Here is a 13,415-nt window from a genome sequence, read left to right on the forward strand (position 1 = left end):
ATTCTAGTTCTTCGCATGGCGTGCCGCTTCCCGTCCTGCGATCCGCCCGAACACGCTGCCGATGGTCATGCCCATGCCCGCCGCATAGCCTTTGCCGAGCACATTGCCGGCCATGATCTCGCCGGCCGCGAACATGTTCGCCGACGGCTTGCCGTCGGCCATCAGCATCCGCGCCTCCCTGGTCACACGCGTGCCGAGATAGGTGAAGGTGATGCCGGGCCGCACCGGATAGGCGAGATAGGGCGGCGTCTCGATCCGCCGCGCCCAATGCGTCTTCGGCGGCGTGATGCCCTCGGTGCGGCAGTCGTCGAGGATGGTGTGATCGAAGGTGCCGGGCCGCACCGCGGCGTTGAACTCGGTGACGGTCTTTTCGAGCGCGGCCGGATCGAGCTCGAGCTTGCCGGCGAGTTCGGCGACCGTCTGCCCGGCGATCGGCGGGAACAGCGTCGGCATGAAGCTCGTGACGACGGTGGAATCGAAGATGATGTAGGCGATCTGGTCGGGCTGCGCCGCGACCAGCCGGCCCCAGATCGCGTAGCGCTTCGGCCAGATGTCCTCACCCTCGTCGTAGAAGCGCTGCGCGTGCTTGTTGACGACGATGCCGAACACCACGGAGTCGTGGCGGGTGATGATGCCGCCGTCGAATTTCGGCGCGCGGGCGTCGATCGCCACCGCATGGCACTGGGTGGGATCGCCGACCTCCTGCACGCCCTTGTCGAGCAGCATCTTCAGGATCGAGCCGCGGTTGTAGGGCGTGCCGCGGATCAGAAAATTATCGGCGGCATCGCCCCAATATTGCTTCAGCCATTCGATGTTGGCCTCGAACCCGCCGGCCGCGGCGACCAGCGACGTCGCGCGGATCTCGGTCTCGCCCTTGATCGGCCGTTTGAGGCGGGCGGCCAGGAACATCCCGTCCTCGATCACGAGGTCGATGACCTCGGCATCGTATTCGACATCGACGCCGAGCCGCTCGGCGGTGAGGTAGAGCGCATTCAGCATCGCGCGGCCGCCGCCGAGGAAGAAGGAGTTGGTACGGCCGAGGCTCAGCGTGCCGCCGAGCGAGGGCTGCCAGCGCACGCCCTGCTCCACGATCCAGTTCAGGATGTCCTTGGATTCGCGGATCATGTGGCGAGCCAGCACTTCGTCGGTCTGCCCGCCGGTCACGCGCAGCAGGTCCTCCCAGAACTCCTCCTCGGTGTAGGGGCCAGTCAGGATTTCGGTGGCGGCGTCATGGGCGCAGCGCATGTTGCGGGTATGGCGGGTGTTGCCGCCGCGATAGAATTTTGGCGCGCCTTCGAGCACCAGCACCGAGGCGCCGCCCCGACGCGCCGCGATCGCCGCGCACAGCGCCGCATTGCCGCCGCCGATCACCAGCACGTCGTATTTGCTGCTCATGCCGTCTGCCCGATGCGACGAAGTTGGAGACATTCTGCTCGCCGGCGGCCTCGGTCAACCGGTCCGCCATTGCGTACTTTTGTATACAAAGATATACAGAAGCTGCGCAAGCGGCATCTCTGCATGGGCAGGATGCGCTTGGCGCTTCGAGGATGCATGACCAGACGCCCGGCAAAGGCAGGATCGATCGCGCGCGGCGCGGGCGTCGCGCTGGGCGAAGCCGTGTTCCGCTCACTGTGCGAGGCGCTCCAGGCCGGCAGCTACCGCGCGGGCGATCGCCTGCGGGAGGAGGAGGTGGCGCAGCGGCTGAAGGTCAGTCGCACGCCGGTGCGCGAAGCGCTGGGCCGTCTCGCGGCGCGCGGCTTCGTCGAACCCGCCGGCGGCCGCGGCCTGATCGTCCGCAACCTCGACATCTCCGAGGTGCTCGAACTCTACGCCATGCGCGAGATCATGGAAGGCGCCGCCGCGCGCCTTGCCGCCGAGCACGCCTCGGCGACGGAGATCGACGCACTCAGGGACATCGAGCAGACCTTTGTCGAGGCGTCCGCGGCCGACGCCATCGAGATGGCAAGGCTCAACCGCGCCTTCCACGAGGCGATCTGCCGCGCGGCGCGCAACCGCTATCTCGACAACGCCTCCCGCGAACTACAGGACTGGATCGCCCTGCTCGGCCCGACCACCTTCACGGTGACGGGACGTCCCACGACCAGCCACGGCGAGCACCAGGCCATCATCGACGCAATCGCCGCGCGCGACGGCGACAGGGCCGAGCAGCTCGCGCGCGCGCACATCCGCGAGGCACTGCGCTGCCGGCTGAAATTGTTGCAGAAGCAATAGGCCGATCGTCCGCCCGATCACGCCTCGAACACACGCGTCAGCAGCCAATAGCCACCGAGCAGGCTGATGATTGCGGACACCGTGTAGACGAGCTTTGCGGTTCGCACCGGCCCGGTCGGGCCGGCACTGGTCAGCCGGTCCAACAGGCCGAGCATCGGCAGCATGACCGCAACGATCGCAATCTGCCCGATCTCGACGCCGACGTTGAAGGCGGCCAGCGCCGGGACAATGGCATCCGGCGGCAAGCCTATCTCCCGAAGCGCGCCGGCAAAGCCGAAGCCGTGGATCAGGCCGAACAGAAAGGCCACGCGCCAGCGCTTGTCGATATCGCGCGAGACAAAATTCTCCACCGCCACGAACACGATCGAGGCCGCGATCGCGGGCTCCACGATGCGGCCCGGGATGACGAGGATATTCAACGCCGCCAGCGACAACGTCATGGAGTGAGCGATGGTGAAGGCGGTAACGATCTTGATGACCGGAACGAGCCCGCGTGCCCAGAGCATGACTGCGACAAGAAAGGCGACATGATCGTAGCCGAGGAAGATGTGCTCGATGCCGGCGACGAGATAGCGCTGCATGGTCGAGGACAGCGATGGCGGTTCAGTCGAGAGCGTGACCGTCGTATTGCCGGCGTCGAGCAGGGCCTGCGCCTCGGACCTGCCCTGCGCGATCAGCACGATCTGGCGCGCGGCCTTGTCCTTCTCGGTCAGCACGGTGGAGCGATAGACGATATCGCCGATCGTGTTCGCGCAGGCGAAACTGTTGCGATAGACGATGCCATCACCGTCCGGGAGGATCGCCGCAGCAGCTGGCGCGCAAGCCGTGCCGCCGCCTGTCACGGCCAGATGCCCGTCGAGATAGGCAAGGATGGCGGTCCTGGCCGCTTCGACCGCGGCGGGATCGACCGCATCCTGCCGCGCATCATAGATCTTCGTGCCGATCAGGCGATCGACGTCGCTGCCCTTCAGTCCCAGCTCGACGGTCACCGTGCGATCGCCGGTCAGCGCCACGCGCGCCGTCGCGAGGTTGACCTGATGCGCCTCAGCCGGAAAGCAGGCGCCGAGCAGAGCCGCGAGCCACAGCAGCCGGGCCCGCCTCATGATCCCGCTCCGTCGCCTTCACGCCAGCACATCCGCGACGACCGCCTTCGAAAGATCCCGGACGTCGGTGGGCTTGAGCCGCACCTGCAAGCCGCGCTGGCCGCCATTGAGATAGACGTAGTCATGCGCGAGCGCGCTCTGCTCGATCACGGTGCGCACGGGCTTGCGCTGCCCGAACGGGCTGATGCCGCCAACCTTGAAGCCGGTGACGCGCTCGGCCTCCGGCGGCTTCATCATCTGCGCCGACTTGCCGCTCGCCGCCGCGGCGAGCTTCTTCATCGAGACTTCCTGGTCGGACGGAACGATCACGCAGACCGGCTTGCCGTCGACGAGCGCCATCAGCGTCTTCAAGACGCGCGCGGGATTCTCGCCAAGCGCGGCGGCGGCCTGGAGCCCGATGCTCTCGGCATCGGGATCATAGTCGTAAGCGTGCACGGTGAAGGCAACACCGGCGGCAGCGAGCGCACGTGTGGCGGGAGTGACTTTGGACATGGGTGATGTTTACCACCGCCGCCGCGCGGAGCGAAGGGACGGCGACGTGGATGCACGCACGCGCCACACCCCCGGTGTCGTCCCGGCCTAGTGCGCAATTGCGCACGGGGGGCCGGGACCCATAACCCCAGGGAGCAGTTTTGCGAAGACCCGTCGCTCGGGACTGCGACCATCCGCAATCGACAGATGACGCGGTATGGGTCCCGGCCTTCGCCGGGACGACACCGCATATTTGGAAGCATTATGCCGCCAAAAGACCGGCGAGCCCTCGCCTACTCCGCCGCGTCCCGCATCTCGGCGCGCTCGGCTTTGACCGCGCAGAACTTGAATTCCGGGATCTTGCCGAACGGATCGAGCGCCGGGTTGGTCAGGAGGTTCGCAGCCGCTTCCGCGTAGCAGAATGGCATGAACACCATGTTCTCCGGCACGTCGCGGTCGGAGCGGACCTTGACCTCGACGGCGCCGCGGCGGGTCTCCAGGCGAATGAAGTCACCCGGCGCGAGCTGCTTCTTGCGCATGTCCTTCGGGCTCATGAAGGCGACCGCCTCCGGCTCGATCTGGTCGAGCACCTGCGCGCGGCGGGTCATCGAGCCGGTGTGCCAATGCTCAAGCACGCGGCCGGTCGAGAGCACCATCGGATATTCGGCGTCGGGAAGCTCGTCCGGCGGAATGACGTGGGCCGGCACGATCTTGCCGCGCCCGCTCGCGGTCGGGAAGCCGGTGGTGAAGATGATCTCGTTGCCCGGCTTGTTCGGATCGTCCGCCGGATAGGTGACGGCACCTTCGCGCACCAGCCGTTCCCAGCTGATGTTCTTGAGCGACGGCATGAGCTCCGCCATCTCGGTGTAGACATCGCCGGGGCCGGCATAATTCCACGGCAGGCCCATCCGCTTGCCGATCTCCTGGATGATCCAGAGATCCTGCCGCGCATCGCCCGGCGGCTTGATCACCTGACGCGCGAGCTGCACGCGGCGATCGGTGTTGGTGAAGGAGCCGTCCTTCTCGGCGAAGGCCGAGGCCGGCAGGATGACGTCGGCGTGGAACGCGGTCTCGGTGACGAAGAGATCCTGCACCACGAGATGGTCGAGCATGGCGAGCGCGTGGCGCGCGTGCTGGAGATCGGGGTCCGACATCGCGGGATTCTCGCCCTCGATATACATGCCCTTGATCTCGCCGGCATGGATCGCGTTCATGATCTCGACCACCGTGAGGCCGCGCACGGGATCGAGATCCTGCTGCCACAGCTTCTCGAAGGCCCCGCGCAAGTCGTCGCGGCCGACCGGCTGGTAGTCCGGCAGGAACATCGGGATCAGGCCGGCGTCGGAGGCGCCCTGGACGTTGTTCTGGCCGCGCAGCGGATGCAGGCCGGTGCCGGGGCGGCCGACCTGGCCGGTGATCAGCGCCAGCGCAATCAGGCAGCGCGCATTGTCGGTGCCGTGGACATGCTGGCTGATGCCCATGCCCCAGAAGATGATCGACGACTTTGCCCGCGCATAGGTGCGCGCAACCTCGCGCAGCGTTTGTGCCGGGACGCCGCAGATCGCCTCCATCTTCTCCGGCGTGAACTCCTTGATCTTCTCCTTGAGGTCCTCGAAGCCCTCGGTGTAGCCGGCAATGTACTGGTCGTCGGTCAGGCCTTCCGTGATGATCGTGTTGATCATCGCGTTCAGCATGGCGACGTCGGAGCCGGGCTTGAACTGCAGATGCTTGGTCGCATGGCGCGACAGCGTCTGCCGGCGCGGGTCCATCACGAACAGCTTGGCGCCATTCTGCTTGACCGCGTTCTTGATGAAGGTCGCGGCGACCGGATGGTTCACGGTCGGGTTCGCCCCGATCACGATGATGACCTCGGCGTCCATCGCCGCGGAGAACGGCGCCGACACGGCGCCCGAGCTCAGACCTTCGAACAGCGCCGCCACCGACGAGGCGTGGCACAGCCGGGTGCAGTGGTCGACATTGTTGGAGCCGAAACCGGTGCGCACCAGCTTCTGGAACAGATAGGCCTCTTCGTTCGAGCCCTTGGCCGAGCCGAAGCCGGCCAGCGCCTTCACGCCGTTGGTGTCGCGGATCTTGACGAGACCCTTGGCCGCGATGTCGAGCGCTTCCTCCCAGCTCGCTTCGCGGAAATGAGTGAAGGGATTGGCCGGATCGACCTGGTCGTTGGCATCCTTCTTCGCATTGGGCAGCCGCACCAGCGGCTTGGTCAGGCGATGCGGATGGTGGATGTAGTCGAAGCCGAAGCGGCCCTTGACGCAGAGACGGTTGCGGTTGGCGGGCCCGTCGCGGCCCTCCGCATAGATCACCTTCTCGTCCTTGACCTCATAGGTGACCTGGCAGCCGACGCCGCAGAACGGGCAGAGCGAGTCCACCTTCCTGTCGGCATAGGTGACGCGGGTCTGCTTCTCGTCGAGCATCACGGCCGGCATCAACGCGCCGGTCGGGCAGGCCTGCACGCATTCGCCGCAGGCGACGCAGGTGGACTCGCCCATGGGATCGTCGAAGTCGAACACGATCTTCGAGCCGTGATTGCGGTAGGCCATGCCGATGACGTCGTTGACCTGGACCTCGCGGCATGCGCGCACGCACAGGCCGCACTGGATGCAGGCATCGAGATTGACGCGCATCGCCGGATGGCTGGCGTCGGTCGCCCAGCGCTCGGCGGCCGGAAAGCGGCTCTCGGTGACGCCGGTGGTCTCGGCCCAGTGCCAGAACTTCGAATCCGGATCGTGCGAGGTCTCGCGCGCCGGCTGGTCGGCGACGAGCAGCTCCATCACCATCTTCTGCGCCGACACCGCGCGCGCGCTTTCGGTCTTCACCTTCATGCCGACCGACGGCGTGCGCTTGCAGGATGCGGCGAGCACGCGCTCGCCCTCGATCTCGACCATGCAGGCGCGGCAATTGCCGTCGGGGCGATAGTCGGGCGCCGGCGAGTAGCACAGATGCGGGATGTCGCGGCCCTGGCGTTTTGCGACCTGCCAGATGGTCTCGCCGGGACTGGCCTCGACCTGCTTGCCGTCGAGCTCGAACGTGATTTTGGTCATTCGGCCGCTTCCTTGAACTCGTCAGGGAAATATTTGATCACGGTGGCAAGCGGATTCGATGCCGCTTGTCCGAGCCCGCAAATCGAGGCATCGCGCATCGCCTGGCTCAATTCTTCCAGCAAGGCACGGTCCCAGACCGGCTTCTGCATCAGCAGCGCCGCCTTCTGGGTTCCGACGCGGCACGGCGTGCACTGGCCGCAGCTCTCGTCCTCGAAGAACTTCATCAGGTTGAGCGCCGCGGCGCGCACGCTGTCCTTCTGCGACAGGATCACGATCGCGGCCGAGCCGATGAAGCAGCCGTATTTCTCCAGCGTGCCGAAATCGAGCGGGATGTCATCCATCGATGCCGGCAAAATGCCGCCGGACGCGCCGCCCGGCAGGTAGGCGTAGAAGGTATGGCCGTCGGCCATGCCGCCGCAATATTCGTCGATCAGCTCGCGCACGGTGATGCCTGACGGCGCGAGCTTCATGCCGGGATTTTTCACGCGGCCGGAGACCGAGAAGCTGCGCAGGCCGTGACGCTCGTGGCGGCCGTGGCCCTTCCACCAGCCGGCGCCCTTCTCGACGATGTCGCGTACCCACCACAGCGTCTCTATGTTGTTGATCAGCGTCGGCAGGCCGAACAGGCCCACCTGGAACGGATAAGGCGGCTTGTGCCGGGGCAGGCCGCGCTTGCCCTCGATGCTCTCGAGCAGCGAAGATTCCTCGCCGCAGATATAGGCGCCGGCGCCGCGGCGCATATGCAGCGTCGGGCCATCCGGCGGCAGCTTTGCGATCTCTCGCTCCAGGATCTCGCGCGAAGCCGGATATTCGTCGCGCAGGTAGATGTAGACGTCGGAGGCCTCAACCACATGCGCGCCGATCAGCATGCCCTCGATGAAGCGGTGCGGATCGCTTTCGAGATAGACGCGATCCTTGAACGTGCCGGGCTCGCCCTCGTCGCCGTTGATCGCCATCAGCCGCGGACCGGGCTCGCCCAGCACCGCGCGCCATTTGCGGCCCGTCGGGAAGCCGGCGCCGCCGAGGCCACGCAGCGAGGCGTCGTCGAGCGCCTTCAGCAAATCATCCTTCGGCAATTCGCCCGAGCGAATGCGATTGAGCAGCTTGTAGCCGCCGCCCGCGACATAGGCGTCGTAGTCGATATATTCGGGCAGATGCGCGTGGGTGTCGCCGGCCTTGGCGGCCGCCATCACATTGGCGACGGTCGCATGATCGACGAAGTTGTGTCCGACTTCCGCGGCAGGTGCGGTGTCGCAGCGGCCGACGCAGGGCGCGCGCACGACCCGGATGCCGGGACCCGACGCGCTCTGCAAATCCGCGAGCAGCTTCTCAGCCCCGAGCATCGCGCAAGTGAGAGAATCGCAGACGCGGATCGTCAGCGGCGCGATATCAGGCTCACCTTCCTTCACGATGTCGAAATGCGCGTAGAAAGTCGCGGTCTCGAACACCTCGGCGAAAGCGAGCTTCATCTCGTCGGCAAGCGCGGCGAGATGCGCCGCCGAGATCTGGTGATATGTGTCCTGGATCAGGTGGAGATATTCGATCAGGAGGTCGCGCCGCCGCGGGCGATCGCCGAGCAGCTGCTCGATCTCGTGTGCGGCGGTGGGATCGACCTGCCGCCCCTTGGGCGTGGCCTTGGCTCGCTTCCGTCCCTCGCCCGGATGTTCGAACGAGCGGACCTCGTGCACGTCATGGCTCATCGATGAGTCTCGTCAACCTTCTTTAGAACAGGTCCAATTCTAACCCTTGGCATACCAGATGCCAAGAGAATTCATCCGTTCCGATAAGCATTTAAGGGCATGCGGCCAACAAGCCTCACGCCCCCTTACCTCGAACTGTTCGCGGAACCCGGCCTCAGGTCTTGCTCATGCACTCTTCGATGTAGAACCAGCGGTCGTCGCCGGCGAGGCCCTTGGACTTCACGTCGGCGCGGCAGGCCTTGAGCTTCGGCTTGTTGGCGGACCACTTCGCCTTCATGTCCTTCAGCTTCTGCATGGTGAGCTTGATCTTGCCGGGCTTGGCCTCCGTCGCCGCCGCCGGTGCTGTGGTGGCAGGTGCCGCCGCGGTTTGCGCGGACGCGGCATGAAGGCCAGCGACCAGCAACATGGCCGCAAGGCAAATTCGGGTACGAAGCATTTCAATTCCCCCTAAGTCCCAGTCTCGATGATGTCTGAAAGGCGAACGCCGCGGGATGCCGATGATGAGCATCCCGCGGCTGTCTTGATGGCGATCAGAATATCTTGACCGCACTCTCCAGCGTCTTCCAGACACCCCACAGGAGGGGAATGCCGACGAAGGCCCAGAACATCGCGGCCTTGGCGTCGAGCCCGCCAAAACCGATGCCGTAGGAGCCATGTGGCCCCGAGGCGGCGGCGTTGGCGCTCGCGGCCTGGAGCTTGGCGACGTCAGCCTCCTTCATGTGCCACTTCGGATTGACCGGCTTGATCAGATAGTTGCAGATCAGGCCCGCGATCAGCATCGCGCACAGGATGTACATGGTGGTGTTGTAGAGCTGGTCGCGGGGAACGCCGGCCGCGAGCTGGAACTCGCGGAGATAGTTCACCACTAATGGGCCGAAGATGCCGGCGGTGGACCATGCCGTCAGCAGCCGGCCGTGGATGGCGCCGACGAACTGGGTGCCGAACATGTCGGCGAGATAGGCCGGCACCGTGGCGAAGCCGCCGCCATACATCGACAGGATGATGCCGAAGCCGAGCACGAACAGCAGCTTCGAGCCCATCGCCGCAAAGGTCGGCGCCAGCGCATAGAGCACGATGCCGAGGATGAAGAACGTGTAGTAGGTGTTCTTGCGGCCCATCCTGTCTGACAGCGAGGCCCAGAAGAAACGGCCGCCGATGTTGAACAGCGACAGCAGGCCGGTGAAGCCCGCGGCAATGCCCGCGATCGCCGCCTTCTGGGTGGCATCGAGCGCGTTGAAGCCGACGTCAGGCAGGCCGATCAGCTTGCCCGCAAAAATCTCCTGGAGCATCGGAGAGGCCATGCCGATCACGCCGATGCCGGCCGACACGTTCAGGCAGAGCACCAACCAGATCAGCCAGAACTGCGGCGTCTTGTGCGCGTCGTTGAGATGAACGTTGTTCTTCGAGATCATCGCGTTGGCCTTGACCGGCGCCATCCAGCCCTCGGGCTGCCAGCCGGGCGGCGGCAAGCGATAGCGGAACGCGCCGATCATCATGAAGACGAAATAGATGACGCCCATCGCAACGAAGGTCTCCCAGACGCCGACCGAGGTCGGACTCTTGAAGTAGTTCATCAGGAGGTTCGCCAGCGGCGCGCCGATCATGGCTCCGCCGCCAAAACCCATGATGGCCATACCGGTCGCCATGCCGCGGCGGTCCGGGAACCACTTCACCAGCGTCGACACCGGCGAGATATAGCCAAGGCCGAGACCGATGCCGCCGATCACGCCCGAGCCCAGCCATAGCAGCCAGAGCTGATGGGTGTAGACCCCGATCGCGCCGAGGAAGAGACCGCCGCACCAGCAGAGCGCCGAGACGAAGCCGGCCTTGCGCGGTCCCACGCGCTCCAGCCAGCCGCCCCAGACCGCAGCCGCAATTCCGAGCAGCACGAAGAACAGCGTGTACATCCACCCCAAGCTGGCGACCTTCCAGTCGCAGCTGGTCGTGAACAGTTCCTGGAACAGCGAAATATCCCCGCAGACCTTCGGCGCGGTCAGCCCGATCGCGCGTGAGAGCGGCAACCAGAACACCGAGAAGCCGTAGGCCATGCCGATGCACAAATGGATGCACAGCGCCGCAGGCGGCACCAGCCAGCGATTAAAGCCGGCGGTCGCGATCGTCCGCTCACGATCAAGAAAGCCGGCGCCAGCGCCTGAAATCGTTCCAGCGCTCTCAATAGTAGACATACAGTCCTCCCCTAAGCCGCCCTTCTGAGCAGCCTGCCGCTAAGATCCTGATCCTCAGCCATTCACGGTGCAGCCAGCTGTCCCCCGCTGCCCCGCATCATCATCCGGCGCGCGCCAGGATCGGTCACACGCCTCCGAAAAGTAAACCCCTCGAGCGGGGCTCTATGCCCGATACGACGTGCAGGCTTCGTGTTTGGCCCGTTGATCCGCGTATCGCAGACAAGACTCAACCTCCGCGCCCGCACGGAGAAAGTCAATTTGGGCAGAAGCCATGATCGATGTCGATAGACAAAAGGTCGGTATCACCGCGGTAACGCGCTCACGAACGCGGCGCACCATTGGCGTTGCCTATCGGACCATTTGTTTTTTCTATCAAGAACACGATGCGCGCGTCGTTGCGCTCGGTGATCTCCACCGTGTCGCCGGTCTCGCGAATCAGGTTCGGAATATCAATCACCGACAGGGGATCGGTGCAGTACACCTCGAGCTGATCGCCCGGCTGTAACGGTTTGAGCGCCTTGCGTGTCTTCAGGGCGGGCAGCGGGCATTTCAGCCCGGTGAGATCGAGCGTGGTTCTGGTCATGGGCGCAACATGGCGGGGCCGGTGCGCGGCGTCAACGCAACCGGTCAGAGCAGATCGGCATAGGAGAGGAAACCCACGCCCTGCCCCGGCTCGACACGCGTGATGTCCTCGCCGAGCTCGACCAGGCCGTCGGTCTCCACCAGCGACGACAACAGCCCGGCGCCTTCGCGCGGGAACTTGATGGCCTCCAGCGCGCCGCCCTCTCCCCGCCGCAACGAGACACGAACATATTCGCGGCGGCCGATCTTCTTCTTGTAGGTGAACGCTGCGCGCACCGGGATTGGCAACAGCGGCTCCGGCAGGCCACCGGCAAGCGCCAGCACCGTCGGCCGCACCACATGGACGAAGGTGACGAAACTCGCGACGGGATTGCCGGGCAGGCCGATCAGCGGCGTGCCGCCGATGATGCCCATCGCCACCGGCCGGCCCGGCTTGATCGCCATCCGCCACAGCACCAGCGAGCCGATGCTCTCGACCGCCGCCTTGACGTGATCCTCCTCGCCGGTCGAGACGCCACCGGTGGTGAGGATCAGGTCGTGGCTGCCTGCAACCTGCTTCAAACCGTCGGCAAGCGAGGTCCGCTCGTCACGCAAGATGCCGAGGTCGCTGACCTCGCAGCCCAGCCGGCGCAGCATCGCCATCAGCATGAAGCGGTTGGAGTCGAACAGCTGCGAGACCGCGCGCGGCCCGCCCGGCGACGCAAGCTCGTCGCCGGTCGAGAACACCGCAACGCGGATGCACCTGACGACGTCGAGCCTGATAAGGCCGAACGCCGCCGCTAGCGCGACATGCTGTGGCCGCAGCCGCTGGCCGGCACGTAGCACGACGTGCCCTTCGGGAATGTCCTCGCCGGCCGGGCGGACATTGGCACCTGGCTTCAGCCCCGGCGGCAGCACGACCTTGCCGGAATCATCGATGCGGACATCCTCCTGCATGAAGACGGTCCCGGCATCCGGCGGCATCGGCGCGCCGGTAAAGATGCGCGCGGTGTGGCCGGGCCTGATCGGCGCCTGAACAAGGCCGCCGGCCTGGATGCGGCCATCGAGCGGGAACGCCCGTTCCGCGCTGTCCGGAAGATCGGCATTGCGCACGGCATAGCCGTCGACGGCGGAATTGGTGAAGGGCGGCAACGGCAGGGGCGCGGCGATGTCTCGGGCCAGCACGCGCCCGTCCGCATCGACCAGTGCCACGGTTTCGAGATCGGCAATCGCGTTGACGCGCGTCGTGATCAGGCCAACGGCCTCGTCGACCGACATCATCGGTCCGCCAAAGGCAAAGCAGTCGTCAGACAGTTGCGCCATGGTGCCTCGTCAGCGCATCGCAGCGCTTTTCGCGACCGCTTCCTCGACCGGCATCGCCGCACGCAACAGCAACGCCGCCGCGGCCGGGATATCGTCGAGATGGACGGTCGGCAGCCGGGTGTCAATCGGGGCATCGGTCGCGATCCCGGCAATTCCGGGATCGTCGGGAAACAGCAACGGCTTGCCGTTGCCGGCACGATAGACCTCGATCTTGCGGTGCGGCTCGCGCTTGAAACCCTCGACCACGACGAGATCGACCGCGGACAGCTTGCTCAGGAGTTCCGGCAGCCGCGGCTCCGTCGCCCCGCGCAGTTCGTGCATCAGAGCCCAGCGGCTTGACGAGGCAACCAGCACCTCGGCGGCACCCGCCTCGCGATGGCGCCAGGAATCCTTGCCGGGCACGTCGACGTCGAACTGGTGATGCGCATGCTTGATGACGGAGACGCGCAGGCCCTGCGCGCTGAAATGCGGGATCAGCCGCGTCAACAGCGTGGTCTTGCCCGCGCCGCTCCAGCCTGCAAGGCCGATGACTTTCATAACCGATCCGTCTCCGCGAGCGACTGGGTCTTTGGTGGAACCGCTCTCTCCACCGTCATTGCGAGCCACCGGGTCCGCGCAAAGCGCGGCCCGATGACAGGCTCCGCGAAGCAATCCAGACTGTCTCCGCGGGGGCATTCCTGGATTGCTTCGCTGCGCTCGCAATGACGACGAGGCGGCATTTTCGCTCTCCGCCAGCATGCTTATATCGGCTTGACCCGAATGTCATGCTAACGTCGT

The 13,415-nt window shown here is 65.6% G+C and carries 11 protein-coding genes; 1 reads left to right on the forward strand and 10 read right to left on the reverse strand.

The genetic code is table 11. The features are described from left to right. Nucleotides 1–3: 3 nt before the first annotated feature. Complete coding sequence (tcuA, locus tag A3M7_RS0142985; protein WP_027549437.1) at nt 4–1,395, reverse strand: FAD-dependent tricarballylate dehydrogenase TcuA; 1,392 nt, start codon at nt 1,393–1,395, stop codon at nt 4–6. A 156-nt stretch (nt 1,396–1,551) separates the two neighbouring features. On the opposite strand from tcuA, the gene A3M7_RS0142990 reads away from it, so the two are divergent. Then, the gene (locus tag A3M7_RS0142990; protein ID WP_027549438.1) at nt 1,552–2,232 is read left to right on the forward strand and encodes a GntR family transcriptional regulator; all 681 of its coding nucleotides are present in this window, start codon (nt 1,552–1,554) and stop codon (nt 2,230–2,232) included. A gap of 17 nt (nt 2,233–2,249) precedes the next feature. On the opposite strand, the gene A3M7_RS0142995 is transcribed toward A3M7_RS0142990, so the two are convergent. The 9 genes from A3M7_RS0142995 to mobB form a co-directional block, all read right to left on the reverse strand. Beyond that, nucleotides 2,250–3,335 carry a HupE/UreJ family protein gene (locus A3M7_RS0142995; protein WP_027549439.1) on the reverse strand — a complete coding sequence of 362 codons (1,086 nt, stop codon included), beginning with the start codon at nt 3,333–3,335 and terminating at the stop codon, nt 2,250–2,252. A gap of 18 nt (nt 3,336–3,353) precedes the next feature. Further along, the gene (gene ybaK, locus A3M7_RS0143000) at nt 3,354–3,827 is read right to left on the reverse strand and encodes a Cys-tRNA(Pro) deacylase (RefSeq protein ID WP_027549440.1); all 474 of its coding nucleotides are present in this window, start codon (nt 3,825–3,827) and stop codon (nt 3,354–3,356) included. Nucleotides 3,828–4,099: 272 nt separating this feature from the next. Further along, complete coding sequence (fdhF, locus tag A3M7_RS0143005; RefSeq protein ID WP_027549441.1) at nt 4,100–6,868, reverse strand: formate dehydrogenase subunit alpha; 2,769 nt, start codon at nt 6,866–6,868, stop codon at nt 4,100–4,102. After that, nucleotides 6,865–8,568: an NADH-ubiquinone oxidoreductase-F iron-sulfur binding region domain-containing protein gene (locus A3M7_RS0143010; protein WP_027549442.1), complete on the reverse strand. Its 1,704-nt coding sequence runs from the start codon at nt 8,566–8,568 to the stop codon at nt 6,865–6,867. The genes fdhF and A3M7_RS0143010 overlap by 4 nt, the downstream gene beginning before the upstream one ends. 154 nt (nt 8,569–8,722) lie before the next feature. Next, nucleotides 8,723–9,004: a hypothetical protein gene (locus tag A3M7_RS0143015; protein ID WP_027549443.1), complete on the reverse strand. Its 282-nt coding sequence runs from the start codon at nt 9,002–9,004 to the stop codon at nt 8,723–8,725. A gap of 94 nt (nt 9,005–9,098) precedes the next feature. Next, nucleotides 9,099–10,754, reverse strand: coding sequence for an OFA family MFS transporter (locus tag A3M7_RS0143020; RefSeq protein WP_027549444.1), 1,656 nt, complete (start codon nt 10,752–10,754; stop codon nt 9,099–9,101). A 319-nt stretch (nt 10,755–11,073) separates the two neighbouring features. Continuing rightward, entirely contained in the window at nt 11,074–11,337 is a 264-nt protein-coding gene (locus A3M7_RS0143025) for a sulfurtransferase TusA family protein (protein WP_027549445.1), read from the reverse strand. Between the two features lie 44 nt (nt 11,338–11,381). Next, nucleotides 11,382–12,638: a gephyrin-like molybdotransferase Glp gene (gene glp / locus A3M7_RS0143030; RefSeq protein ID WP_027549446.1), complete on the reverse strand. Its 1,257-nt coding sequence runs from the start codon at nt 12,636–12,638 to the stop codon at nt 11,382–11,384. Nucleotides 12,639–12,647: 9 nt separating this feature from the next. Then, a complete protein-coding gene (gene mobB / locus A3M7_RS0143035; protein ID WP_027549447.1) occupies nt 12,648–13,175 on the reverse strand; it encodes a molybdopterin-guanine dinucleotide biosynthesis protein B in 528 nt (175 codons plus the stop codon). Between the last annotated feature and the right edge of the window lie 240 nt (nt 13,176–13,415).

Source organism: Bradyrhizobium sp. WSM2254, assembly GCF_000472645.1.
In the GTDB taxonomy this organism is placed as follows: Bacteria; Pseudomonadota; Alphaproteobacteria; order Rhizobiales; family Xanthobacteraceae; genus Bradyrhizobium; species Bradyrhizobium niftali.